At 66.8% G+C, this 23,769-nt stretch carries 22 protein-coding genes; 11 read left to right on the forward strand and 11 right to left on the reverse strand.

Annotated features, from left to right (window positions below):
• Positions 1 to 44: 44 nt before the first annotated feature.
• The 3 genes from SGRAN_RS20405 to SGRAN_RS20415 all read right to left on the reverse strand — a co-directional run bounded on the left by SGRAN_RS20405 (position 45) and on the right by SGRAN_RS20415 (position 3,407).
• A complete protein-coding gene (locus tag SGRAN_RS20405; protein ID WP_067186478.1) occupies positions 45 to 848 on the reverse strand; it encodes an SDR family oxidoreductase in 804 nt (267 codons plus the stop codon).
• 124 nt (positions 849 to 972) lie between these two features.
• Entirely contained in the window at positions 973 to 2,091 is a 1,119-nt protein-coding gene (locus tag SGRAN_RS20410; protein WP_067113384.1) for an acyl-CoA dehydrogenase family protein, read from the reverse strand.
• Positions 2,092 to 2,225: 134 nt separating this feature from the next.
• Positions 2,226 to 3,407, reverse strand: a complete 1,182-nt coding sequence (locus SGRAN_RS20415) for an acyl-CoA dehydrogenase family protein (protein ID WP_067109766.1) — start codon at positions 3,405 to 3,407, stop codon at positions 2,226 to 2,228.
• A 176-nt stretch (positions 3,408 to 3,583) separates the two neighbouring features.
• Between SGRAN_RS20415 and SGRAN_RS20420 the strand changes: the two genes are divergently transcribed.
• The 11 genes from SGRAN_RS20420 to SGRAN_RS20470 all read left to right on the forward strand — a co-directional run bounded on the left by SGRAN_RS20420 (position 3,584) and on the right by SGRAN_RS20470 (position 16,412).
• Complete coding sequence (locus tag SGRAN_RS20420; protein WP_067186480.1) at positions 3,584 to 4,456, forward strand: SDR family NAD(P)-dependent oxidoreductase; 873 nt, start codon at positions 3,584 to 3,586, stop codon at positions 4,454 to 4,456.
• The gene (locus SGRAN_RS20425; protein WP_234002519.1) at positions 4,453 to 5,877 is read left to right on the forward strand and encodes an MFS transporter; all 1,425 of its coding nucleotides are present in this window, start codon (positions 4,453 to 4,455) and stop codon (positions 5,875 to 5,877) included. The genes SGRAN_RS20420 and SGRAN_RS20425 overlap by 4 nt, the downstream gene beginning before the upstream one ends.
• Complete coding sequence (locus SGRAN_RS20430; protein WP_067186482.1) at positions 5,874 to 7,313, forward strand: MFS transporter; 1,440 nt, start codon at positions 5,874 to 5,876, stop codon at positions 7,311 to 7,313. The genes SGRAN_RS20425 and SGRAN_RS20430 overlap by 4 nt, the downstream gene beginning before the upstream one ends.
• A gap of 113 nt (positions 7,314 to 7,426) precedes the next feature.
• Entirely contained in the window at positions 7,427 to 8,719 is a 1,293-nt protein-coding gene (locus SGRAN_RS20435; protein ID WP_067186483.1) for an acyl-CoA dehydrogenase family protein, read from the forward strand.
• Between the two features lie 114 nt (positions 8,720 to 8,833).
• Positions 8,834 to 9,925, forward strand: a complete 1,092-nt coding sequence (locus SGRAN_RS20440; protein WP_067186485.1) for a Zn-dependent alcohol dehydrogenase — start codon at positions 8,834 to 8,836, stop codon at positions 9,923 to 9,925.
• A 43-nt stretch (positions 9,926 to 9,968) separates the two neighbouring features.
• Positions 9,969 to 11,042, forward strand: a complete 1,074-nt coding sequence (locus SGRAN_RS20445) for a phosphotransferase family protein (RefSeq protein WP_067109741.1) — start codon at positions 9,969 to 9,971, stop codon at positions 11,040 to 11,042.
• Positions 11,039 to 11,812, forward strand: a complete 774-nt coding sequence (locus SGRAN_RS20450) for an SDR family NAD(P)-dependent oxidoreductase (protein ID WP_067186487.1) — start codon at positions 11,039 to 11,041, stop codon at positions 11,810 to 11,812. The genes SGRAN_RS20445 and SGRAN_RS20450 overlap by 4 nt, the downstream gene beginning before the upstream one ends.
• Positions 11,813 to 11,814: 2 nt before the next feature.
• Entirely contained in the window at positions 11,815 to 12,618 is an 804-nt protein-coding gene (locus SGRAN_RS20455) for an SDR family NAD(P)-dependent oxidoreductase (RefSeq protein WP_067186489.1), read from the forward strand.
• Positions 12,619 to 12,630: 12 nt separating this feature from the next.
• Positions 12,631 to 13,833 (forward strand): serine hydrolase domain-containing protein, encoded by a 1,203-nt coding sequence (locus SGRAN_RS20460; protein ID WP_067109733.1) that lies wholly within the window; start codon positions 12,631 to 12,633, stop codon positions 13,831 to 13,833.
• A gap of 23 nt (positions 13,834 to 13,856) precedes the next feature.
• Positions 13,857 to 15,890, forward strand: coding sequence for a 3-hydroxyacyl-CoA dehydrogenase NAD-binding domain-containing protein (locus tag SGRAN_RS20465; protein WP_067186491.1), 2,034 nt, complete (start codon positions 13,857 to 13,859; stop codon positions 15,888 to 15,890).
• A gap of 291 nt (positions 15,891 to 16,181) precedes the next feature.
• On the forward strand, positions 16,182 to 16,412 hold the full coding sequence (locus SGRAN_RS20470; RefSeq protein ID WP_067186492.1) for a hypothetical protein: 231 nt from the start codon (positions 16,182 to 16,184) through the stop codon (positions 16,410 to 16,412).
• A gap of 274 nt (positions 16,413 to 16,686) precedes the next feature.
• On the opposite strand, the gene mmsB is transcribed toward SGRAN_RS20470, so the two are convergent.
• The 8 genes from mmsB to SGRAN_RS20510 all read right to left on the reverse strand — a co-directional run bounded on the left by mmsB (position 16,687) and on the right by SGRAN_RS20510 (position 23,729).
• Positions 16,687 to 17,577 (reverse strand): 3-hydroxyisobutyrate dehydrogenase, encoded by an 891-nt coding sequence (gene mmsB, locus SGRAN_RS20475; RefSeq protein WP_067187217.1) that lies wholly within the window; start codon positions 17,575 to 17,577, stop codon positions 16,687 to 16,689.
• A 140-nt stretch (positions 17,578 to 17,717) separates the two neighbouring features.
• The gene (locus SGRAN_RS20480) at positions 17,718 to 18,500 is read right to left on the reverse strand and encodes an enoyl-CoA hydratase-related protein (protein ID WP_067186494.1); all 783 of its coding nucleotides are present in this window, start codon (positions 18,498 to 18,500) and stop codon (positions 17,718 to 17,720) included.
• Between the two features lie 97 nt (positions 18,501 to 18,597).
• Positions 18,598 to 19,644, reverse strand: a complete 1,047-nt coding sequence (locus tag SGRAN_RS20485; protein WP_067186496.1) for an enoyl-CoA hydratase/isomerase family protein — start codon at positions 19,642 to 19,644, stop codon at positions 18,598 to 18,600.
• Positions 19,641 to 20,786: an acyl-CoA dehydrogenase family protein gene (locus SGRAN_RS20490; RefSeq protein WP_067187219.1), complete on the reverse strand. Its 1,146-nt coding sequence runs from the start codon at positions 20,784 to 20,786 to the stop codon at positions 19,641 to 19,643. Before SGRAN_RS20490 ends, SGRAN_RS20485 begins: the two co-directional genes overlap by 4 nt.
• 49 nt (positions 20,787 to 20,835) lie before the next feature.
• Entirely contained in the window at positions 20,836 to 21,144 is a 309-nt protein-coding gene (locus tag SGRAN_RS20495; RefSeq protein WP_067186498.1) for a GIY-YIG nuclease family protein, read from the reverse strand.
• Positions 21,145 to 21,270: 126 nt separating this feature from the next.
• Entirely contained in the window at positions 21,271 to 21,570 is a 300-nt protein-coding gene (locus SGRAN_RS20500) for an I78 family peptidase inhibitor (protein ID WP_067109717.1), read from the reverse strand.
• A gap of 28 nt (positions 21,571 to 21,598) precedes the next feature.
• Positions 21,599 to 22,171, reverse strand: coding sequence for a hypothetical protein (locus SGRAN_RS20505; protein ID WP_234002520.1), 573 nt, complete (start codon positions 22,169 to 22,171; stop codon positions 21,599 to 21,601).
• A gap of 64 nt (positions 22,172 to 22,235) precedes the next feature.
• Positions 22,236 to 23,729 carry a CoA-acylating methylmalonate-semialdehyde dehydrogenase gene (locus SGRAN_RS20510; protein WP_067186500.1) on the reverse strand — a complete coding sequence of 498 codons (1,494 nt, stop codon included), beginning with the start codon at positions 23,727 to 23,729 and terminating at the stop codon, positions 22,236 to 22,238.
• Positions 23,730 to 23,769 lie beyond the last annotated feature (40 nt).

Here is a 23,769-nt window from a genome sequence, read left to right on the forward strand (position 1 = left end):
TCGACTTCGCTCGACACGAACGGAGCGAGGGTCTGGGGATTCGATCAGGCGTCGATGCTGGTCTTCAGGTCGCCGTGGACCAGCCCGCCGTCGACAGCGATCGTGTCTCCGACGACATAGTCGCCCGCCTTCGACGCGAGGAAGATCGCGGCGCCGGCCATGTCCTCCGGCGCGCCGATGCGCTTCACCGGAATGCTCTGCGCGACCGCGTCGCCATGGTCGCGCGCCGCCTTGTTCATGTCCGACTGGAAGGCGCCCGGTGCGATCGCGGTGACGATGATATGATCCTGCACCAGCCGCGCCGCGAGGCGCTTGGTGAGGTAGAGGATCGCCGCCTTCGACGCGTGGTAGCTGTATGTCTCCCACGGGTTGAGCCGCATGCCGTCGATCGAGCCGATGTTGATGACCTTCGCCGGCCGGTCCGCCGTGCCCGCGGCCTTGAGCAGGCCGTGCAGCGCCTGCGTCAGGAAGAAGGGTGACTTGACGTTGATGTCCATCACCTTGTCCCAGCCCGCCTCGGGGAAGCCCTCGAACGGTTCGCCCCACGCGGCGCCGGCGTTGTTGACGAGGATGTCGAGCCGCTCCTCGCGCGCCTCGAGTTCCTTGGCGAGGCCGCGGCATCCCTCGACGGTCGACAGGTCGACCGGCAGGCCGACGACCTTGCCGGGGTAGCGGCTGTTGAAATCCTCGACCGCCGCCTCGACCTGCGCCGTCTTGCGCGCCGAGATATAGACGCACGCGCAGCCCGCGGCGAGGAAGCCCTCGACGATCATCGCGCCGATCCCGCGCGAGCCGCCGGTGACGAGCGCGATGCGGCCGTCGAGGCCGAACATGTCAGTGAGGTTCATAGGATTATCTCTCTTCCGTTCGTGCTGAGCTTGTCGAAGCACCGTCTTCCCCGCGACGCCCGAAAGAAGGGACGGCCCTTCGACAAGCTCAGGGCGAACGGGGTTTGAAAACTCCTGGGCGGACTTAGTATCCGTTCATCCGCGCGACCTGGTCGATGTGGTAATGCACGTCGCCCATATATTCGGCGAGCGCGCGGTCGCGTTTCATGTAGAGGCCGATGTCATACTCGTCGGTCATGCCGATGCCGCCGTGCATCTGGACGCCCTCGCGCACCGCGAGATTGGCGGCGCGGCCGGCCTTCGCCTTGGCGACCGAGACCATCAGCTTCGCGCCCTCGCTGCCCTCATCGAGAAGCTGCTGCGCCTTCATCACGGTGGCGCGCGCGACTTCCATCTCGCCATAGAGATGCGCGGCGCGGTGCTGGAGCGCCTGGAACTCGCCGATCAGCTTGCCGAACTGCTTGCGTTCCTTGAGGTAGGTGACCGTCATGTCCATCGCGCCCTGCCCGACGCCGACCATCTCGGCCGCGGCGCCGGTGCGGGCGGCGGCAAGCAAGGCATTCAGCACCGCCTCGCCCGCGTCGACCTCTCCGATCACCGCGTCGGCGTCGACCTCGACGCCGTCGAGCGTGACGTGGCTCGCAAGGCTGCTGTCCACCAGGCGGCGCGGGTCGGCGGTCAGCCCCTTCGCATCCCTGGGCACCGCGAACAGGGTGAGGCCGCCGTCGGTCTTGGCCGCGACGATGCTCATGTCGGCGACATGGCCGTGGAGGACGAAGCTCTTCTTCCCGTCGAGGCGGAAACCGTTGCCGGCGCGCGTCGCGGTCGTGGCGATGCGGTCGGGGCGGTGCTTGGCGCCCTCGTCGATCGCCAGCGCGACGATCGCCTCGCCCGCCGCGATCGCGGGAAGCCAGCGGTCGGCCTGCGTCCCGCCTGCCTTCGCCAGCGCGGCGACCGCGCCGACGCTGGTCGACAGGAAGGGCGATGGCGTTAGGTTGCGCCCAATCTCCTCGAGCACGATGCCCGCCTCCATGTGGCCCATGCCGAGGCCGCCGTGCGCTTCCGGCACCAGCATGCCGGGCAGGCCCATTTCGACGAACTGCGCCCACAGATCGCGCGAGAAGCCGGTGGCATCGGCGCTGTCGCGAAGCTGGCGGAGGTGCGCGACCGGCGCCTGTTCGGCCACGAAGGGCGCGACGCTGTCCTTGAGCATCGCCTGGTCGTCATTGTGATAGAGCGGCATAGAAACTCCCTCTCCCCTTCAGGGGAGAGGGCCGGGGAGAGGGGAAGTCGCCCCGGCCCTCTGAAAAAACACCAACGGAAGTGGGGTGCGTCCCCCTCTCCCAACCCTCTCCCCTGAGGGGGAGAGGGCTATTTTCACGCCCCCGGCAGATCCAGGATGCGCTTGGCGATGACGTTGAGCATGACCTCGCTCGTCCCGCCCTCAATCGAATTGGCCTTGGTGCGCAGCCAGGTGCGCGCGCGCGCGCCGCCCTTGCTGTCCTCGCTATCCCATTCGAGCGCCTCGCTGCCGCCGCCCGCCATCACCAGTTCGTGGCGGCGCTTGTTGAGCTCGGTCCCGACATATTTCATCATGTTCGACGACGCGGGATGTGCGCGGCCGGTCTTCCACATGTCCATGAACCGCTCGCCCATCGCGCGATAGGCAAAGACGTCGACGTCGAACGCCGCCATTTCGGCGCGCAGGATCGGGTCGTCGAGCTCGCCCTGCTCGTTCCGGCCGATCGCCTTCGCGAAGGCGCCGCCGATGCTGACCATGTCGCCGCCCGCGCCGCCACCCGAGATCATCTCGCGTTCGTGCCCGAGCAGATATTTGGCGACGTCCCAGCCGCGGCCCACCTCACCGACGAACTGCGTCTTCGGCACCTTCACATCGTCGAAGAAGGTTTCGCAGAAGGGGCTGTTGCCGCTGATCAGCAGGATCGGCTTGGTGGTGACGCCGGGGCTCTCCATGTCGAAGAGCATGAAGGTGATGCCCTGATATTTGTTCGCCTTGTCGGTGCGGACGAGGCAGAAGATCCAGTCGGCCTTGTCGGCGTAGCTGGTCCAGATCTTGCTGCCGTTGACGACCCAGTGATCGCCCTTGTCTTCGCCGAAGGTTTGCAGGGACACGAGGTCGCTGCCCGAACCCGGTTCCGAATAGCCCTGACACCAGCGGATTTCGCCGCGCGCGATCTGGTTCAGATAATGGACCTTCTGCTCCTCGGTCCCGAACTTGAGCAGCGCCGGGCCGAGCATCCAGATGCCAAAGCTGTCGAGCGGCGAGCGCGCGTGGATGCGCTTCATTTCCTGACGCAGGATCTTCGTTTCTTCGGGGCTGAGGCCGGCGCCGCCATATTCCTTCGGCCAGTCGGGAACGGTATAGCCCCTGGCGACGCACGCTTCGAGCCATTGTTTCTGCGCCGCGTTCTTGAACACGAACTTGCGTCCGCCCCAGCAGACGTCGTCCTCGTCGCGCACGGGCTCGCGCATTTCGGGGGGGCAATTGGCTTCCAGCCAGGCACGCACCTCGGCGCGGAAAGCGTCCGGATCGCTCATCTTCACAGGCTCCTCTTCTGCCGCGCAAACTAGTAGGACTCGGCAAGTTTACGCAAGCGTCAACTTGGATGCGACAAGCTGCCGCTACGGCGCCGTAGCGTCGGTTTGCGAGCCGTTGACGCGCCTTCCCGTGCGCCTAAGCTGGGTGGCAAAAGAAAACGGGAGAGCAGACAATCATGCGATTCGCAGGCAAGGTCGCCGTCGTCACCGGCGCGGCATCGGGGATCGGCAAGGCCGCCGTTCTGAAACTGGCGAGCGAAGGGGCTCACGTCTTCGCCGCCGACATCGACGAAGCCGGCGGGCAGGCGCTCGCCGCCGCCTCGAACGGCCGGATCGATTTCATCCGCTGCGACGTGACGCAGCCGGCCGACATCGAGGCGCTGATGAACGCCGCGGCCGCCAAGGGCGGCGGCATCGACATCGTCTTCAACAATGCCGGCGCGGGCGGCGACCGCGCCCCGATCGACGAGATCGCGCCCGAAGGCTGGGACCGCACGATGGACCTGCTGCTGAAATCGGTCGCGATGGGCATCCGCTATGCCGCGCCGCACATGAAGGGGCGCCCCTCCACGAAAAACGGGGGCGCGAGCATCGTCAACACTGCGAGCGTCGCGGCGATGGGCGCCGGCTATTCGCCGACCGCCTATGCCGTGGCGAAGGCGGGAGTGCTGCACCTGACCAAGGTCGCGGCGACCGACCTCGCGCAATATGGCATCCGCGTCAACGCGATCTGCCCCGGCTTCATCAACACCAACATCTTCACCGAATCGCTCGAAGTGCCCGAAGCGAGCAAGGACGCCGCGAAGGCGATCATCGCCGACATGAGCGCGCACGCGCAGCCCGTCGCGCGCGGCGGCCAGCCCGAGGACATCGCCAATGCGGTCGCCTATCTGGCGAGCGAAGACGCGGGCTTCATGACCGGCACCCACATGCTGGTCGACGGCGGGCTGACGATCGGCCAGCGCCATGCCTGGGACCCCAATGAACCGGGGATGTTCGACGCGCTGACGGCGATGGAGGAAGCGGCGAAGGCCGGGGCGGCCGCGTGACCGCCGCCGCGGCGGAGGCGCGGCTGCCGCTGCGCCTCAAACTCTATCACGGCCTCGGCAGCATCGCCTATGGCGTGAAGGACAACGGTTTCTCGACCTTCCTGCTGCTTTTCTACAATCAGGTGCTGGGGATGGACGCGAAGCTGGTCAGCCTCGCGCTGATGCTCGCGCTCGTGCTCGACGCCTTCGTCGATCCGGTGATCGGCTATTTGTCCGACCAGACGCACACGCGCTGGGGCCGGCGGCTGCCGTGGCTCTATCTGGCGCCGATCCCGCTCGCCTTCGCCTGGTTCGCGCTGTGGACGCCGGACGCCGACGCCGCGCCCGGCTTCTGGCACCTCGTCATCGTCGCGATGATCGTGCGCAGCCTGGTGTCGTGCTGCGAGGTGCCGTCGGTCGCGCTGCTTCCCGAACTGACGCGCGATTACGACGAGCGGACGACGCTGATGCGCTATCGCTTCCTGTTCGGCTGGGCGGGCGGGCTGCTGATGCTCTTCCTCGCCTATGACGTCTTTCTCGCCAAGTCGCTGCTGCAGGTCGAGGGCTATTATCAATATGGGCTGTTCGGCGGACTGCTGATGGCGGCGACGGTGCTGGTCTCCGCCGCCGGGCAGCATCGCTGGGCGGCGCGCTGGCCCGAACGCAAGCCGTCGGCGCTGCGCATCGGCACCGCCTTTCGCGAGATTCGCGAGGCGCTGAGCCATCCGGCCTTCCTCGTTCTGCTCGCGGCGGGGGCGATCGCCTATACGAGCCAGGGGGTGACCTTCTCCATCTCCAACTATCTCTATATCTTCATCTGGCGCTTCTCGCCCGGCGCCTTCATGCTCTATCCGTGGGTGCTGTTCGCGAGCGTCGTCGGCACCTTCCTGCTCGTCGGCCCGGCGCACCGTCGCTTCGGCAAGCGCGCGACCGCGATCGCCGGCGGGCTGATCGGCATGGCCTTCTGGGTCACGCCGTTCCTGCTGCGCCATTTCGGCGCCTGGCCGGTCGAGGGCAGCACCGCCTCGACCGCCGGCCTGTTCGTCTTCTTCTTCCTCGCCAACCTGTTCAGCGTCGCGGTGATGATCTCCGGCGGGTCGATGATCGCCGACATCGTCGAGGCGTCGGAGGTCGAGACCGGGCGGCGCAGCGAGGGCACCTTCTTCGCCGGCAATTTCTTCATGCAGAAATGCGCGACCGGGCTCGGCATCTTCGTCACCGGGCTGCTCGTCGATATCGCGGGCATCCCCGAAAAGGCCGACCCGGCCAAGGTTCCCGAGGCGGTGATCGACGATTTCTCGCTCTATTACTGCGTGCTGGTGATCCTGTTCGCGGTCGTCTCCTCGCTGATCTTCCGCTATTATCCGATCGACCGCGCCGACCATGAGGCGCGCGTCGCGGCGCTGGCGAGCGCGCAGGCGGCGGCAGAGGAGCAGCGATGACCGCCGCGCCGCCCGCGGGCCTGCTGCCGACGCGGATCAAGCTAGCGCACGGGCTGGGCAGCGTCGCGCTGGGGGTGAAGGAGGCGGGGCTCACCACCTTCTTCATGATCTATTACAACCAGGTGCTCGGCTTCGACCCGCGCATCGTGTCGCTGGTGCTGATCGGCGCGATGTTCGTCGACGGGCTCGCCGACCCGCTGATCGGCCGCCTGACCGACGCAACGCGCACGCGGCTGGGGCGGCGGCTGCCGTGGCTCTATGGCGCTGCGGTGCCGATGGCGATCGCCTGGACGCTGCTGTGGCTGTCGCCCGACATTGCGACCCATTCGACGCTGGGCCTCGCACTCAACCTGATCGCGGTGCGCATCCTGGTGTCGGCGTGCGAGATTCCGTCGATCTCGCTGGTCGCCGAGCTGACCCACGACTATGACGAGCGCACCGCGCTGATGCGCTATCGCTTCCTGTTCGGCTGGCTCGGCGGGCTGCTCGCGACCGCGCTTGCCTATGGCTATTTCCTGAAATCGGACGATCCGGGCCAGAACGGCCTGCTCGATCCGTCGGGCTACGCCGCCTTCGGGCTGTTCGGCGCGGTGCTGATCCTCGTCTCGACGCTGGGTTCGGCGGCCGGGCAGCATCGGCGGATCATGACGCTGCCGCCGCGTCCGCCGGTGCAGCGCCACGGGCTCGCGATGCTCGCCGACATCGCGCTCGCCTTCCGCAATCCCGCCTTCCTGGCGCTGACGAGCGGGGCGCTGTTCCTCGTCACCGGCTATGCGACGATGATCGCGTCGGTCAATTACATGATGCTTTATGTCTGGCAGCTCAGCGACGCGCAGCTCGCCTGGTATCCGGCCGGGCTCGCCATCGCGGTGTTCGGCGCCTTCTTCGCGGTCGGCCGCGCGCACCGCCGCTTCGGCAAGCGCGACACCGCGGTCGGCGCGATCCTGTTCAGCGGCGCGGTTGGATTCCTGCCCTATGCCGCGCGCAACCTCGGCTGGTGGGCCGAACTGGGCGGCTGGCCGTCGATGATCCTGCTGCTGGTCTTCATGACCGTGTCGCTGCTCGGTTTCGTCGTCGCGACGATCTCCGCCTCGTCGATGGTCGCCGAGATCGTCGAGGCGCACGAGGTCGAGCACGGGACGCGGATCGAGGGGGTCTTCTTCGCCGGCTATCTGATGACCCAGAAATTCGGCCAGGCGCTCGGCATCTTCCTGGTCGGCGAACTCGTCGTCTTCGCCGGGCTCGGCGACCGCGTCCGGCCCGAGGATCTGGCGCCCGGCACCGCCACCGCGCTGGCGTGGGCCTTTGCGGGCGCGATGGTTTTGATCTCCATCATCGCCGCGCTGCTGCTGCGCCGCTATACGATCGACCGGGCCGGCCACGAGGCCCGCCTCGCCGCCCTCGCCTCGACCAGGCGCGAGGGGCCGACACCGTAGCGGAAGATTGCGCGCGCTTTGCGCTTCGGGCAATTTTCTGCGCCGCGGGACTTGGCAAAGGGGGGCGAATCGGCCCATAGGCTTACGTGAACGTAAAGGGAAAGGAAGCTGCGATGGATTTCGACCTCACCGATCGGCAGAAGCACTGGCAGGGCCGGGTGCGCGAATTCATCGAACGCAAGGTGCGGCCCGCGGTCCCGACCTACAAGGAGCAGGATGCGGCGGGCGACCGCTGGAAGGTGATCCAGATCGTCGAGGAACTGAAGGCCGAGGCGAAGGCCGCGGGCATCTGGAACCTGTTCATGCCGCCGCGCAGCGACGCACACCATCATGTCGACGAGACGTTCGAGTTCGAGGGGCCCGGCCTCACCAACCTCGAATATGCGCTGTGCGCCGAGGAGATGGGCCGCGTCGGCTTCGCGAGCGAGGTGTTCAACTGCTCGGCGCCCGACACCGGCAACATGGAGGTGTTCCATCGCTACGGCACCGCCGCGCAGAAGGAAAAATGGCTGAAGCCGCTGATGAACGGCGAAATCCGTTCGGCCTTCCTGATGACCGAGCCGCAGGTCGCCTCGTCCGATGCGACCAATATCGAGACACGGATCGAGCGCGACGGCGACGATTATGTGATCAACGGCATCAAATGGTGGTCGTCGGGCGCGGGCGATCCGCGCTGCAAGGTCGCGATCGTGATGGGCAAGACCGACTTCGGCGCCAAGCGCCACCAGCAGCAGTCGATGCTGGCGGTGCCGATGGACGCGCCGGGCATCAACATCATCCGCCACCTGCCCGTCTTCGGCTATGACGACGCGCCGCACGGTCATATGGAAATCGAGCTGAAGGACGTGCGCGTCAACGCCGAGGATGCGATGCTGCTGGGCGAGGGCCGCGGGTTCGAGATCGCGCAGGGCCGGCTCGGGCCGGGGCGCATCCATCACTGCATGCGCACGATCGGCGTCGCCGAGGAAGCGCTGGAGAAGATGTGCCGGCGGCTCCAGTCGCGCGTCGCCTTCGGCAAGACGATCGCCGAGCACAGCATCTGGGAACAGCGCATCGCACGCGCGCGCATCGATATCGAGATGACGCGCCTCCTGTGCCTGAAGGCGGCCGACATGATGGACAAGGTCGGCAACAAGTCGGCCGCGGCCGAGATCGCGATGATCAAGGTGCAGGCGCCGTCGATGGCGCTGCAGATCATAGACGACGCGATCCAGGCGCATGGCGGCGGCGGCGTCAGCGAGGATTTCGGCCTCGCCAAGATGTATTCCGGGCAGCGCACGCTGCGCCTTGCCGACGGGCCGGACGAGGTTCACGCGCGCGCCATCGCCCGCATCGAGCTTGCCAAGCATTCGGCGGCGCTGAACGACCCGGGCTTTTCGTCGGGCGACGTCGGGGTTTCGCGTTAAATCTTGAACCGTTCGCCCTGAGCCTGTCGAAGGGCCGTTCTTTTCTTTTGACGACATGAAGGAAGAACGGTGCTTCGACAAGCTCGGCACGAACGGCAATGAGGGAAGCATAGAATGACCAAAGCCGCCGTCCTGATCGAACCCGGCAAGCCGCTCGTCATCGAGCAGATCGTCGTCGACGCGCCCGGCCCGCACGAGGTGCGCATCCGCACCGCCGCCTGCGGCCTGTGCCATTCGGACCTGCATTTCATCGACGGCGCCTATCCGCACCCGCTGCCCGCGATCCCGGGCCACGAGGCGGCGGGGATCGTCGAGGCGGTCGGCAGCGAGGTGCGCACGGTCAAGCCCGGCGACGCGGTCGTCACCTGCCTGTCGGCCTTCTGCGGCCACTGCGAATTTTGCGTGACGGGCCGCATGTCGCTGTGCCTCGGCGGCGACACGCGGCGGCCGGCCGGATCGGCGCCGCGCATCACGCGGCCCGACGGATCGCCCGTCAACCAGATGCTCAACCTCAGCGCCTTTTCGGAGGTGATGCTGGTCCACGAACATGCCTGCGTCGCGATCGACCCGGAGATGCCGCTCGACCGCGCCGCGGTGATCGGCTGCGCGGTGACGACGGGCGCGGGAACGATCTTCAACGCCTGCAAGGTCACGCCGGGCGAGACGGTCGCGGTCGTCGGCTGCGGCGGCGTCGGCCTCGCGACGATCAACGCCGCGAAGATCGCGGGCGCGGGGCGCATCATCGCCGCCGACCCGGTGCCCGAGAAGCGCGAGCTGGCGATGAAGCTGGGCGCGACCGACACGGTCGACGCGCTCGCCGACGATGCTGCGAAGCAGATCGTCGAGATGACCAGGGGCGGCGTCGATCATGCGATCGAGGCGGTCGGGCGCCCGGCTTCGGCAAAGCTCGCGGTGGCGTCGCTGCGCCGCGGCGGCACCGCGACGATCCTGGGCATGATGCCGCTCAATGAACAGGTCGGGCTCGGCGCGATGGACCTGCTCGCGAGCAAGAAGCTGCAGGGCGCGATCATGGGCGGCAACCGCTTCCCGGTCGACATTCCGCGACTGGTCGATTTCTACCTGCGCGGACTGCTCGACCTCGACAGCATCGTCGCCGAGACGATTCCGCTCGAGAAGATCAACGAGGGATTCGACAAGATGAAGAAGGGCGATGCCGCGCGGTCGGTGATCGTGTTCGATCAGTGATCCTCCATCCCCTTGCTCAGCCCGAACGGGAAAAGAGGCCCGCATGACGACAGCAATGGACGCACAGAAACTTTTCTCCGGCACCGTCGCGCCCGAGGGCGCCGACATCCTCGACGAGGCGAAGCTGACGGCGTGGATGGAAGCGAATGTCGAAGGCTTTCAGGGACCGCTGACGCAGAGCAAGTTCGCCGGCGGCCAGTCGAATCCGACCTACAGGATCGCCTCGCCGTCCGGCAATTATGTGCTGCGCCGCAAGCCCTTCGGCCCGCTGCTCCCCTCGGCGCACGCAGTCGACCGCGAATACAAGGTGCAGGCGGGGCTCCACAAGATGGGCTTCCCGGTCGCGCGCCAGTACGGACTGTGCACCGACGAAAGCGTGGTGGGAAGCTGGTTCTATGTGATGGACATGGTCGACGGCCACACCATCTGGGACGGGTCGATGCCGGGATCGACGCCGGAGAATCGCCGCGCCACCTATTTCGCGATGATCGACACGCTCGCCGCGCTGCACGGCGTCGATGTCGCGGCGGCGGGGCTGTCCGATTTCGGCAAGCCGGGCAATTATTTCGGCCGTCAGGTCGACCGCTGGACCAAACAGTACAGGCTGTCCGAAACCGAGACGATGGACGAGATGGAGCGGCTGATCGCGTGGCTGCCCGCGACGCTGCCCGAACAGACGCGCACCAGCGTCGTCCACGGCGACTATCGCATCGACAACATGATCTGGGCCAGCGATCGGCCGCAGGTGCGCGCGGTGCTCGACTGGGAACTGTCGACGCTCGGCGATCCGCTCGCCGATTTCACCTATGTCGCCATGGCGTGGGTGACCGAGAACGGCGGCCGGTCGGGCGTCGCCGACCTCGACCGCAAGGCGCTGGGCATTCCCGAGCTCGAAGAGGTGGTCGAGCGCTATTGCGCGGCGACCGGGCGCGACAGCGTGCCCGACATGAACTGGTATTTCGCCTATAATTTCTTCCGTCTCGCGGGCATCATGCAGGGGATCAAGAAGCGCGTCATCGACGGCACCGCTTCCTCCGCCCATGCGAAGGAGATGTCCGAACGCGTCCTGCCGCTCGCGCAGCGGGCGTGGGAGTTTGCCAGAAAGGCCGGCGCATGAATCTGTTCGACATGCAGGGCGAGGTCGCGCTGATCACCGGATCGTCGCGCGGCATCGGCAAGGCGATCGCCGAGGCGATGGCCGCGCACGGCGCAAAGGTCGTGATTTCGAGCCGCAAGCAGGACGCCTGCGACGCCGTCGCCGCAAAGATCAACGCAAAACACGGCGCAGGCACCGCAATCGCCGTTGCCGCGAACATCTCCTCGAAGGAGAACCTGCAGCATCTGGTGGACGAGACGGTGGCCGCCTTCGGCCCCGTCACCGCGCTCGTCTGCAACGCCGCCTCCAATCCCTATTACGGTCCGTCGGCGGGGATCAGCGACGATGCGTTCCGCAAGATTCTCGACAACAACATCCTGTCGAACCACTGGCTGATTCACATGTGCGCCCCGGCGATGACGGCGGCGGGCAAGGGGTCGATCACGATCATCAGCTCGATCGGCGGGCTGAAGGGATCATCGATCATCGGCGCTTATTGCATCTCGAAGGCCGCCGACATGCAGATGGCCCGCAATCTGGCCGACGAGTTCGGGCCCGCCGGCGTACGGGTGAACTGCATCGCGCCGGGCCTGATCAAGACCGATTTCGCCCGCGCGCTGTGGGAGAGCCCCGACACGCTGGAGGTGTCGACGCGCCGGTCGCCGCTGCGCCGCATCGGCGAGCCGCACGAGATCGCGGGCGCCGCGGTCTTCCTCGCGAGCCCGGCGGGCGGCTTCACCACCGGCCAGACGATCGTCATCGACGGCGGCAACACATCGAGCGGAGGCTGAATATGGGCGCTTTGGACGGCAAGATCGCGATCATCACCGGCGCGGGCAGCGGCATCGGCCGCGCGAGCGCGCTGCGCTTTGCCGCCGAGGGCGCGAAGCTGGTCATCGGCGACAAGACGGCGGCGGTGCATGACACGGCGCAGGCGGTGAAGGATGCGGGCGGCGAGGCCGTCGCGCTCGAAATCGATGCGGGGGTCGAGGCCGACGTCGCGAAGCTCGTCGCAGCCGCCAAGGAGACTTACGGCGGGCTCGACATCGTCTTCGCCAACGCCGGGATCATCGGCGACATGGGCGGCATCTTCGACATCACGCCCGAAGGTTTCGCCGAGACGCTGCGCGTCAACCTGATCGGCCCGGCGCTGATGGTGAAGCACGCCGGCAAGGCGATGGTCGACCAAGGCCGCGGCGGTGCGATCGTGCTGACCGCGAGCGTCGCGGGGATCAATTCGGGCGCGGGCCCGGCCGCCTATTCGGCGTCGAAGGCGGGGGTCATCAACCTCGCCAAGACCGCGGCACAGCAGATGACGAGCGCCAATGTCCGCGTCAACGCGATCTGCCCCGGCCTGACCGAGACGGGAATGACCCGGCCGACCTTCGACTATGCCAAGGAAAAAGGCGTCACCCACAAGATCGGCCAGCTCAATCCGCTGAAGCGCGCAGGGCAGCCCGAGGAGCTGGCGAACGTCGCCCTCTTCCTCGCGAGTGACCAGGCGAGCTATGTCAACGGGCAAGCAATCGCGGTCGACGGCGGCCTCACCAGCTCGCACCCGGTTACGCGCCAGCTTCTCGGCCAGACCTCGCACTAGAACGGAGACGATATGGGTCACGGTTTCGATACGGCGCGGCTGGATCGCATTCCAGCTTTTCTATCCGCCAAATATGTGGAGACGGGCCGCCTGCCGCATGCCGCGACGCTGGTGTCGCGGCGCGGCGAGATCGCGCATCTGTCGTGCATCGGCGACGGCCGTCCCGGATCGGCGCTGAAGGAAGATGCGATCTTTCGCATCGCCAGCATGAGCAAGCCGATCACCTCGGTCGCCTTCATGACGCTGGTCGAGGAAGGCAAGGTCGCGCTGAGCGACCCGCTGGTCAAATTTTGCCCCGAGTTCAGGGACACCGGCGTGTTCGTCGCGGGGGGCGGCAACGTCCCCTTCCTGACCCGGCCGCCGGCGCGACCGATCCTGATGGTCGACCTGCTCCGCCACACCGCCGGGCTGACATACAGCTTTCAGGAGCGGACGCCGGTCGACGCCGCCTATCGCAAGACGAAGATCGACGATTTCGACGCCGACTACACGATGGACGGTTTCATCGAGGGGCTGGCGAAGATTCCGCTGCAATTCGACCCGGGCGCGCACTGGAACTATTCGATGGCGACCGACGTGCTGGGCGCGGTGATCGAACGGATCGAGGGCAAGCCCTTCGCCGCGGTGCTCAAGGAGCGCATCTTCGATCCGCTCGGCATGGCCGACACCGGCTTTCAGGTGCCCGCCGACCAGCAGCACCGGCTGACCGACTGCTATGCCTTCGACCCGAAGGAGAAGATGAAGCCGTTCGACAGCGGCGACCGCAGCCGATGGGCCAAGGCGCGCAGCTTCCATTCGGGCGGCGGTGGGCTCGCCTCGACGCTGCACGACTATCACCGTTTCTGCCTGATGCTGCTCGGCGGCGGCAAGCTGGAGGGGACGCGAATCATCAGCCGCAAGACGCTGGACCTGATGACGGCGAACCACCTGGTCGGCGGCGGCGACCTGACGCAGCACAGCGTCGGCATCTTTTCCGAGGACGAGAATGCCGGGGTCGGCTTCGGGCTTGGCTTCGCGGTCACGCTCGACCCCGCGCATGCAGGCATTCCCGGCTCGGCGGGCGATTATTATTGGGGCGGCATGTTCTCGACCGGTTTCTTCGTCGATCCGGTCGAAGAGATGTGCATGGTCTTCATGACCCAGCTCATGCCCTCTTCCACCTATCCCGTGCGGCGCGAGGTCAAGACGCTCGTCCACGCCGCGATCGACGATTGACCATTAGACCAAGGAGTTCTCCCATGTCCGAAGATACCCCCGTCAGCGTCACGATGCAGAAGGACGGCGACGTCGCCGTCATCATCGTCAACAATCCGCCCGTCAACGCGCTGTCCTGGCACGTTCGCCAGGGCCTCGAGGACAATTTCAAGGCGGCGCTCGCCGACGACGGCGTCAAGGCGATCGTGCTGCGCTGCGACGGCGGCACCTTCATCGCCGGCGCCGACATCAGCGAGTTCGGCAAGGCCCCGCGCGGTCCCGATTTCAACGCCGTGCTCAACATGATCGAGGCGGCGTCGAAGCCCGTCGTCGCGGCGATCCACGGCACGGCGCTGGGCGGCGGTCTCGAAACCGCGCTCGTCTGTCACTATCGCGTCGCCGTTCCGTCGGCGAAGCTGGGCGTGCCTGAGGTCAAGCTGGGACTGCTGCCCGGCGCGGGCGGCACCCAGCGGCTGCCGCGCGTCGTCGGGGTCGAGGCTGCGGCGACGATGACCTCGCTCGGCGATCCCGTCCCCGCGCCCAAGGCGAAGGAGATGGGCCTGGTCGACGAACTGGCGGGCGAGGACAGCCTCGCCGCCGACGCGATCGCCTTTGCCCGCGCGAAGATCGCCGACGGCCCGCGCCCGACGCGCGAGCGCGCGGTGTTCGGCGACGTCGGTGTGATCGAACAGCTCAAGACCAAGAACGCCAAGCGCTGGCGCGGTTTCGAGGCGCCCTATGCCAACCTCGCGTGCGTCGAGGCGGCGACGCGGCTGCCGTTCGAGGAAGGGCTCGCCTTCGAGCGGCAGGAGTTCATGAAGCTGATGATGGGCAGCCAGTCGGCGGCGCAGCGCCACATCTTCTTCGCCGAGCGCCAGGCCGCGAAGATCGACGGCCTGCCCAAGGACATCAAGCTGCGCGACGTGAAGAAGGTCGGCATCATCGGCGCCGGCACGATGGGCGGCGGCATCATGATGAACTTCCTGCAGAAGGGCTTCCCCTGCACGATCGTCGAAATGCAGCAGGAAGCGCTCGACCGCGGGCTGGGCGTGGTGCGCAAGAATTACGACGCGAGCGCCGCGAAAGGTCGCTTCAAGCCCGAACAGGTCGACCAGATGATGGGCCTGATCACCCCGGCGCTCGAACTGGAGGCGCTCGCCGACTGCGACCTGATCATCGAGGCGGTCTATGAGAATATGGACGTCAAGAAGGAGATTTTCGGCAAGCTCGACAAGATCGCCAAGCCCGGCGCGATCCTCGCGTCGAACACCAGCTATCTCGACGTCAACGAGATCGCCGCGTCGACCGGCCGCCCCGGCGACGTGCTCGGCATGCACTTCTTTTCGCCCGCCAACGTCATGAAGCTGCTCGAGGTCGTGCGCGGCGACAAGACCGCCGACGACGTCCTCGCGACCGCGATGGCGATCGGCAAGAAGATCGGCAAGGTCGCGGTGGTCGCGGGCGTATGCCACGGCTTCATCGGCAACCGCATGCTCGCGCCGCGCCAGATCGAGGCGCAGAAGCTGCTGCTCGAAGGCGCGACCCCGGCGCAGGTCGACAAGGTGCACGTCGATTTCGGCATGCCGATGGGACCGTTCCAGATGAGCGACCTTGCCGGCGTCGACATCGGCTGGCACCGCGACCCCAACCGGATCGAGAGCATCCGCGACGCACTGTGCGCCGAGGGTCGCTGGGGCCAGAAGAAGCAGGCGGGCTTCTATGACTATGACGACAAGCGCAATCCGTCGGAGAGCGCGCGCGTCGCCGAGATCATCGAGCAGTTCCGCGCCAAGGCGGGCGTCGAGAAGCGCGAGATCAGCGATCAGGAGATCGTCGAGCGCACCCTCTATCCGATGGTCAACGAGGGCGCGCTGATCCTGTCCGAGGGCAAGGCGCAGCGCGCGAGCGACATCGATGTCGTGTGGATCTATGGCTATGGCTGGCCGGTCTATCGCGGCGGCCCGATGTTCTGGGCCGGGCTGGAAGGCACCGACAAGATCGCCGCGGCGCTGGAAAAGCACGGTTTCGAGGTTGCACCGCTGCTGAAGGAAAAGGCGGCGGCGAAAAGCGGGTTTTGACACGAATCCACCCTCCTCTTCGGAAGAGGGGCGTTGGAGCATGATGATATTGGATTGACCCACTTCGTCATTGCGAGCGGAGCGAAGCAATCCAGGGCGGTTTGCGCCTGCTCTGGATTGCCACGCGGTGTCGCCGCTCGCGGATGACGATGCGATTCGATGGCATCGCGCTCCGATTCGTCCCGATGCGGAGCAAATGGCGCCGCCTTCGTCAAAGCGGCCCTCCCCGACCTGCCGAAATCTTGCGATTCAGGGTTAAAACGCTGGCAAGCGCTGCCGTCAGGGTAGAGCATGACCGTCATGCTCCTCGCCGCCGCCCTGTCGCTCGCCGCGAGCACCCCGGCTGCCGCACCGGCGCCGCAACCGACCGCGGTCGGCGTGGCGCGGGCGCGTATCCTCGCCCCCGCCGAAGTGCGGCGGGTGAACGGGCGGATCGAGGTGCGGACCGGCCGAAAGGACGCGCCGACGCAGGTGCATCGCACCGACCGCCGCGATGGCGGCGAAACGGCAGATTTCTATTGAACCGCGCGTGCCGGGAATGAGCGGCCCATCACGTTCATCGTCACCTCGGACCTGATCCGGGATCCATTCAAACCAGCGCCGGGAAAATGAATCCCGGATCAAGTCGGCACATATGTCCTTCGGGCAAGTAAGGAGCTGTTCCCCGGCGAAAGCCGGGGCCCAGATGGCGCAGCGCTGCTTCGCATGGGCCCCGGCTTTCGCCGGGGAACAGCTACTTGTCGAAAGGGGATAATTGCCGATTAAGTCCGAGGTGACGAGGAATGTGGCACCCGCATCAAAGGGGACACCGTGAGCCCTGCAACGTCTGGATAATCGCCGAAAAGTCGTGGCCGTCCTTGTCCGCCGCGACGAAGGCTTCGTAGAGTTCGCGCGCGCGGCTGCCCATCGGAACGTCGGCGTCGACGCTTTGCGCCGCCTCCATCGCAAGGCGCAGGTCCTTGAGCATCAGCGCCGCCGCAAAGCCGCCCTTGTAGCCATTGTCGGCGGGTGTCGTCGGACCGACGCCGGGGAGCGGCGCATAGCTGGTCAGCGACCAGCACTGCCCCGACGAGACGCTGGCGATGTCGAAGAATTTCTGCGGATCGAGCCCGAGCTTCTGCGCGAGCGCAAGGCTTTCGCAGGTCGCGATCATCGAGGCGCCGAGCAGCATGTTGTTGCAGATTTTCGCCGCCTGCCCCGCGCCCGCGTCGCCCGCGTGGATCACTGCCTTGCCCATCTTCGCGAGGATCGGCTGCGCGCGCGCGAAGCCTTCGTCGGTGCCGCCGACCATGAAGGTCAGCGTCCCCGCATTGGCCGCCGCGATGCCGCCCGATACCGGCGCGTCGACCGCGACGAGGCCCTTCGCGGTCGACGCCTCGATATTCGCCCGCGCGGTCGCGACGTCGATCGTCGAGCAGTCGAGCAGCAGGGTGCCGGGCGCGGCGTTAGGGAAGACGTCGGCTTCATAGACGCCGGCGACATGCCGGCCCGCGGGGAGCATCGTCACCACGGCCTCGGCACCCGACACCGCCTCGGCGGCCGACGCGGCGCGGGCGCAACCCGCCTCGACGGCGCGCGCGAGCGCCTCTTCGCTGAGGTCGAAGGCGCGCACCTCGTGCCCCGCCTTCGCGAGGTTCGCGGCCATCCCGCCGCCCATGTTGCCGAGTCCGATGAAGGCGATTTTCATGTCATTCTCCATAAGCCCTCTCCCCTTCAGGGGAGAGGGTTGGGAGAGGGGGAGGCGTGCATTCCCCTCTCCAACTCCGGCTAGGCGCTACGCGCCAAGCCTCCATATCCTCTCCCCTGAAGGGGAGAGGGCTCAGAAGATCACCGCCCCTTCCACACGCCTTCGCGCTTCTCGATAAAGGCAGCCATGCCTTCGGCCTTGTCCTCGGTCGCGGCGAGGATCTGGAACAGGCGGCGTTCGTAGATCAGCCCCTGGTCGAGCGTCGTCTCGAATGCGGCATTGACCATGTCCTTGTTCACCATCGCGGCCATCGGCGGCATCGACGCGATCAGCGCGGCCGATTTGAGCGCTTCGTCGATCAGGCTTTCGTGCGGCACGACGCGCGCGACCAGCCCCGCGCGTTCGGCTTCCTCGGCATCCATCATCCGGCCGGTCAGGCACATCTCCATCGCCTTCGCCTTGCCGACCGCGCGGGTCAGCCGCTGCGAGCCGCCCATGCCGGGGGCGACGCCGAGCTTGATCTCGGGCTGGCCGAATTTCGCCTTCTCCGACGCGATGATGAAGTCGGCCATCATCGCCAGTTCGCAGCCGCCGCCCAGCGCGAAGCCGTTGACCGCGGCGATCCACGGCTTCCTCACCTTCTTCACGAAGTCGCTCGTCCATTTCGAGAAGAAATCCTGAAGATAGAAATCGGCAGCGGGCTTGTCGGCCATTTCCTTGATGTCGGCACCCGCGGCAAAGGCCTTGTCGCCCGAGCCGGTAAGCACCGCGCAGCGCTGGCCCGGGTCCGCCTCATAGGCGGCGAAGGCCGCGATCAGATCATCGAGCACCGACGAGTTGAGGGCGTTGAGCGCCTGCGGGCGGTTGAGCGTCACCAAGGTAACGGCGCCGTGCGTTTCGACGAGGAGGGTTTCGTAGGTCATTCTTGTCTCCGGTTTTTCGTCATGCCGGACTTGATCCGGCATCCATTCCGCCCCGCGAGGCCTGAATGGACCCCGGATCAAGTCCGGGGTGACGAGCCTATGTTAGCGGCGTCCACGCTTCACCCGGCGGCAAAGGCGCGAAGATCGCGTCGATCCATTCGTCGGTCACTGCTTCGGGCGTCGACGGGTCCCATTTCGGGCTGTTGTCCTTGTCGACGATCAGCGCGCGGACGCCTTCGAGGAAGTCGTGCATTGCGACGACGCGGCTGCCGATCGCATATTCCTGGCGCATCTCGGCGGCAAAATCGGGCATCGCCGCGCCCTCGCGAAGCTGGCGCAGCGCGACCTTGCAGGTCTGCGGGCTCTTGGTGCGCAGCGCGCCCAATTCCTTCTGCGCCCATTCGCCGCCGTCCTTTTCCAGCGCGGCGAGAATATCCTCGTAGCGGTCGCTGGCGAACAGCCGGTTGATCTTGTCGATCTGGCCGGTGATCGCGGCGGGCGGAGCGGTGACCGACAGCTCGCCCAATATGCCGCCGATGCGGTCGGGGTGCTGCGCGATGCGCTCCTTCGCCTCGGCGAGATTCGCCGACGGCAGATAATGGGTGGCGAGGCCGAGCGCGAGGCATTCGGCCCCGTCGAGCCGCGCGCCGGTGAGCGCGAGGAAGGCGCCGACGCGCCCCTCCAGCCGCGGCAGATACCAGCCGCCGCCGACGTCGGGGAACAGGCCGATCCCGGTCTCGGGCATCGCGAAGCGCGTATGTTCGGTCGCGACGCGATATTTCGCCGGCTGCGAAATGCCGACCCCGCCGCCCATGGTGATGCCGTCCATGAAGGCGACGACGGGCTTCGCATAGGTGAAGAGCAGGTGGTTGAGGCGATATTCGGTGTGGAAGAAGGCCCGCGCCTCGCGCCCGTCCTTCGCCCCGCTTTCCGCGAGCATGCGGATGTCGCCGCCGGCGCAGAAGCCGCGGCCCTCGCTATGGTCGATGACGACGGCCTCGATCGCGGCATCGTCGCGCCAGGCGAGCAGCGCGTCGATCATCGCCTGACACATCGGCAGGTTGAGCGCGTGGATCGCCTTCGGGCGGTTCAGCGCGATGCGGCCGACGCGGCCCTCGACACCGATCAATACATCTTCGGTCATTGGCGCAGCAGGTCCCTTCCCACGATCATCCGCATCACCTGATTCGTCCCTTCGAGGATCGAATGAACGCGCAGGTCGCGCCAGAAGCGCTCGATCGGATAGTCCTTCAGATAGCCGTAACCCCCGAAAAGCTGGAGCGCGCGGTCGACGACGGCGCTGCCGTTGTCGGTCGCGAGCCGCTTCGCCATCGCCGAGAAGCGCGACTTGTCGGGGGCGTTCGCGGTGACCTTCGCCGCGGCGAGATAGAGCAGCGCGCGCGCGGCTTCGAGGTCGGTCGCCATGTCGGCGAGCGTGAACTGGGTGTTCTGGAAATCGGCGATCGGCTGGCCGAACTGCTGGCGATCCTTCGTGTAGCCGATCGCCTCGTCGAGGCAGCGCTGCGCCCCGCCGAGCGAACAGGCGCCGATGTTGAGCCGCCCGCCGTCGAGCCCCGCCATCGCGAAGCGGAAGCCGTCGCCTTCCGCCCCGACGCGGTTTTCGACCGGCACCTTCACATTGTCGAGGATCACCTGCGCGGTCGGCGATGCGTTCCAGCCGAGCTTGCGCTCCTTGGCGCCGAAGCTGACGCCGGGCATGTCCTTTTCGATGACGAGGCACGAAATGCCCTTCGGCCCCGGCGCGCCGGTGCGCACCATCGTCACATAGATGTCGTTGACCCCGGCGCCCGAGATGAACTGCTTGGTGCCGTTGACGACATAATGATCGCCTTCGAGCCTCGCGGTGGTCTTGAGCGCCGCGGCGTCGGACCCCGAGCCGGGCTCGGTCAGGCAATAGCTCGCCATCCGATCCATGGTGACGAGGTCGGGCAGATATTTCGCCTTGACTTCGGCGCTGCCGAAACTGTCGATCATCCAGCTCGCCATATTGTGGATCGAGACGAAGGCGCTGGTCGCGGGGCAGCCATAGGCCATCGCCTCCATGATCAGCGCCGCCTCGAGCCGGCCGAGGCCGATGCCGCCCGATTCCTCGCCGACATAGATGGCGGCGAAGCCGAGCTCCGCCGCCGCCTTGATGACGTCGCGCGGGAAATGGCCCCGCTCGTCCCATTCGGCCGCAAAGGGCGTGATCGCATCGGCGGTGAACTTGCGCGCCATGTCCTGAATGGCAAGCTGGTCGTCGGTAAGCTGGAACTGGTCGGTCATCATCACTCGTCTCTACGTCATGCCGACGAAAGTCAGCATCCATTCGGAACTAGGTCGGCGGCGGGAAGCCAAGGTGAATGGCCAAATCCTCCCAAAAAGGATTGTCCGTCTCGATCAGGGCGATCTTCCAGTCGCGTTTCCATGCCTTAAGCCGTTTTTCCCGCACAATCGCCGCGTCCATCGTTTCGTGCATCTCGTAAAAGACCAGCCGCTTCACGCCATAGCGTTTCGTGGAGCCGTCGATCAGCCCTTCGCGATGCTGATAGACGCGAGCCATCAAATCGGACGTGGCGCCGATGTAGATCGTGCCGTGGCGACCGCTTGCCATGATATAGACGCACGGGTTCCGCTCGCGCATTCTGCTCCCTCCCCGTCATGCTGACGAGAGGGCGCCCACGATCGCCTCGGACTCGACGCGCACGCCCCTGCCTAGCCATCGAGGGGCTCACAGAACGAGACGGAGCCGTGGCTGCGACGGGCAGCGTCAGCCACAGGTGACCTGCGTGATCTTGTAGGCGTCATCGTACATCACATTCACCCGATCCTGCCGGTAATCCATCGTCATCGCCGAACGCGGCGGGCCCCAACGCAGCGTGCGCGCGCCGGTCGCCTTCAGCACCGCGGCGCCGAGGTCGGGCGCCGCGGTCTGGCCGACGAAGCCTTGCCCCGCATCGGCGTTGCAGGTCATCGCGGCGGGCGGCGGCGTCGATTCGGCAGGTCCATCGGCGCTCGCGCAGGCGGCGAGCGGCAGGGCGAGGGCGGCGGCGATCCAACGAATATCCATGTCTCTGTTCCCCTTCTCTCTTCCCCGGTCAGGGCGTACAACGCCTATAGCGCATCGGCTCGGGCGCCGCACCCTCGCCGTAGTCGCGGCGCACCAGCGTCTTGCCGCCGTCGGCGAGCGCCAGCAGCATCAGCCGGTCCCATTGCTCGCCTTCGCCGCTGAACTTGTAATCGGCGACGATGCGGTTCGCGCTCCGCTCGCGCACGCGGGCGAGATCGCCGGCCGATTCGAAGAAGCGCAGCGTCTTTGCGTCGATGACCAGCGCGGTGAGATCGGTACCGGCGCGCGCGGCGCAATCCCCGGCATCGAGCGCCCAGCGACCCTGGATCGCGGCGGGAATCGCCTTGGCACCGCTGCCGATGCCCGCCTCAGGAGCGGCGGGGGGCGCCAGCGCCGGGTCGGCCGCATAGGTGAGGTCGGCGTCGGCGGGCATGGGTTCGGCCGGGGCGGACGGAGCCGGGGCAACGGGTGCCGGCGCCGCCTTTTCGGCGGTCTCGGCCGGCGGCTGCTCGTCGTTGCCGCCGCTGCACGCGGCAAGCAGCAGCGTGGCCGCCATCAAGCCCAGCCCCGTCGAGGAGGCGCTGCCGTTTCCAAGTCTCATCGTCTTTCTCCTTCGCAGGAGAAATGCCCGGCGGCCGGGTCCGGTTTCATCGGCGTGGCCGTCGTCAGCCCATCGTCGGGATGACGAAGGCGTTCGATCCGTCGCCGCCGCCGTCGGGCCAGCGCGCGGTGACCGTCTTGACCTTGGTCCAGAATTTGACGCCCTCCATGCCGTGCTGGTTGGTGTCGCCGAACGCCGAGCGCTTCCAGCCGCCGAAGGTGTGATAGGCGACGGGCACCGGGATCGGCACGTTGATGCCGACCATGCCAACGTTGACGCGCTGCGCGAATTCGCGCGCGGCGTGGCCGTTGCGGGTGAAGATGGCGACGCCGTTGCCGTATTGGTGCTTCGAGGGCAGGTCGAGCGCACTCTCGAAATCGGGGGCGCGGACGATCTGGAGCACCGGGCCGAAAATCTCTTCGCGATAGCTTTCCATGTCGGGGGTGACATGGTCGAACAGCGTCGGACCGACGAAGAAGCCGTCCTCATGCCCCTGCAGCGTGAAGCCGCGGCCGTCGATGACGAGTTCGGCGCCCTCGTCGGCGCATTTCTGGATCCAGCCTTCGACCTTTTCCTTGTGCGCGGCCGAGACGACGGGGCCGTAATGCGCTTCGGCATCGGTCGACACGCCGACGCGCAGCGCCTCGATCGCGGGGATCAGCTTGGCGCGCAGCCGGTTCGCGGTGTCCTCGCCCACCGGCACGACGACCGGCAGCGCCATGCAGCGCTCGCCCGCCGAGCCGAAGGCGGCGCCGGTCAGGTCGTTCACCACCTGGTCGAGATCGGCGTCGGGCATGACGATGCCGTGGTTCTTCGCCCCGCCCATTGCCTGCACGCGCTTGCCGTTCGACACGCCGCGATTGTAGACATAATGGGCGATGTCCGACGAACCGACGAAGCTGACCGCGCCGATGTCGGGATGATCGAGGATCGCGTCGACCATCTCCTTGTCACCGTGGACGACCTGAAGGATGCCCTCGGGCAGCCCCGCCTCGAGCATCAGCTCGCCGAGGCGCACCGGCACGCTCGGATCGCGCTCGCTGGGCTTGAGGATGAAGGCGTTGCCGGTCGCGATCGCCGGGCCGAACATCCACATCGGGATCATCGCCGGGAAGTTGAACGGCGTGATGCCCGCGCCGATGCCGATCGGCTGACGCATCGAATAGACGTCGATGCCGGGGCCCGCGCCCTGCGTATATTCGCCCTTCAGCACATGCGGGATGCCGCAGCAGAATTCGATAACGTCGAGCCCGCGCCGCACGTCGCCGCGCGCGTCGGCGACCACCTTGCCATGCTCGCTCGCCAGCAGTTCGGCCAGTTCGTCGAGATGGGATTCGACGATCCGCTTGTAATCGAACATCACGCGCGCGCGGCGCTGCGGATTGACCGCCGCCCAAGCGGGTTGCGCCGCCTTTGCGGCGGCGACGACGCGGTCGAGCAGCGCGGCGTCGCCGAGCGCGACCGCGGCCTGCACGCCGCCGTTGTTGGGGTCGAAGATGTCGCTGTGGCGCGAGCCGCCGCCGGCACCGCCGACGATATGATGGTCGATCTGTCGCATGGTCAAGTCTCCCGTCTGTCCTTGCCTTTCGCCACAGACC

The organism is Sphingopyxis granuli (assembly GCF_001559015.1).
GTDB lineage: Bacteria > Pseudomonadota > Alphaproteobacteria > Sphingomonadales > Sphingomonadaceae > Sphingopyxis > Sphingopyxis granuli.

Bases quoted from the DNA above. Each gene is read 5' to 3' on its own strand.
- SGRAN_RS20500 (WP_067109717.1), bottom strand. From the start codon at position 21,570: ATGGATATTCGTTGGATCGCCGCCGCCCTCGCCCTGCCGCTCGCCGCC.
- SGRAN_RS20480 (WP_067186494.1), bottom strand. From the start codon at position 18,500: ATGACCTACGAAACCCTCCTCGTCGAAACGCACGGCGCCGTTACCTTG.
- SGRAN_RS20485 (WP_067186496.1), bottom strand. From the start codon at position 19,644: ATGACCGAAGATGTATTGATCGGTGTCGAGGGCCGCGTCGGCCGCATC.
- SGRAN_RS20470 (WP_067186492.1), top strand. From the start codon at position 16,182: ATGACCGTCATGCTCCTCGCCGCCGCCCTGTCGCTCGCCGCGAGCACC.
- SGRAN_RS20430 (WP_067186482.1), top strand. From the start codon at position 5,874: ATGACCGCCGCGCCGCCCGCGGGCCTGCTGCCGACGCGGATCAAGCTA.
- mmsB (WP_067187217.1), bottom strand. From the start codon at position 17,577: ATGAAAATCGCCTTCATCGGACTCGGCAACATGGGCGGCGGGATGGCC.
- SGRAN_RS20495 (WP_067186498.1), bottom strand. From the start codon at position 21,144: ATGCGCGAGCGGAACCCGTGCGTCTATATCATGGCAAGCGGTCGCCAC.
- SGRAN_RS20455 (WP_067186489.1), top strand. From the start codon at position 11,815: ATGGGCGCTTTGGACGGCAAGATCGCGATCATCACCGGCGCGGGCAGC.
- SGRAN_RS20410 (WP_067113384.1), bottom strand. From the start codon at position 2,091: ATGCCGCTCTATCACAATGACGACCAGGCGATGCTCAAGGACAGCGTC.
- SGRAN_RS20415 (WP_067109766.1), bottom strand. From the start codon at position 3,407: ATGAGCGATCCGGACGCTTTCCGCGCCGAGGTGCGTGCCTGGCTGGAA.
- SGRAN_RS20450 (WP_067186487.1), top strand. From the start codon at position 11,039: ATGAATCTGTTCGACATGCAGGGCGAGGTCGCGCTGATCACCGGATCG.
- SGRAN_RS20490 (WP_067187219.1), bottom strand. From the start codon at position 20,786: ATGACCGACCAGTTCCAGCTTACCGACGACCAGCTTGCCATTCAGGAC.
- SGRAN_RS20445 (WP_067109741.1), top strand. From the start codon at position 9,969: ATGACGACAGCAATGGACGCACAGAAACTTTTCTCCGGCACCGTCGCG.
- SGRAN_RS20510 (WP_067186500.1), bottom strand. From the start codon at position 23,729: ATGCGACAGATCGACCATCATATCGTCGGCGGTGCCGGCGGCGGCTCG.
- SGRAN_RS20460 (WP_067109733.1), top strand. From the start codon at position 12,631: ATGGGTCACGGTTTCGATACGGCGCGGCTGGATCGCATTCCAGCTTTT.
- SGRAN_RS20405 (WP_067186478.1), bottom strand. From the start codon at position 848: ATGAACCTCACTGACATGTTCGGCCTCGACGGCCGCATCGCGCTCGTC.
- SGRAN_RS20465 (WP_067186491.1), top strand. From the start codon at position 13,857: ATGTCCGAAGATACCCCCGTCAGCGTCACGATGCAGAAGGACGGCGAC.
- SGRAN_RS20435 (WP_067186483.1), top strand. From the start codon at position 7,427: ATGGATTTCGACCTCACCGATCGGCAGAAGCACTGGCAGGGCCGGGTG.
- SGRAN_RS20440 (WP_067186485.1), top strand. From the start codon at position 8,834: ATGACCAAAGCCGCCGTCCTGATCGAACCCGGCAAGCCGCTCGTCATC.
- SGRAN_RS20420 (WP_067186480.1), top strand. From the start codon at position 3,584: ATGCGATTCGCAGGCAAGGTCGCCGTCGTCACCGGCGCGGCATCGGGG.
- SGRAN_RS20505 (WP_234002520.1), bottom strand. From the start codon at position 22,171: ATGAGACTTGGAAACGGCAGCGCCTCCTCGACGGGGCTGGGCTTGATG.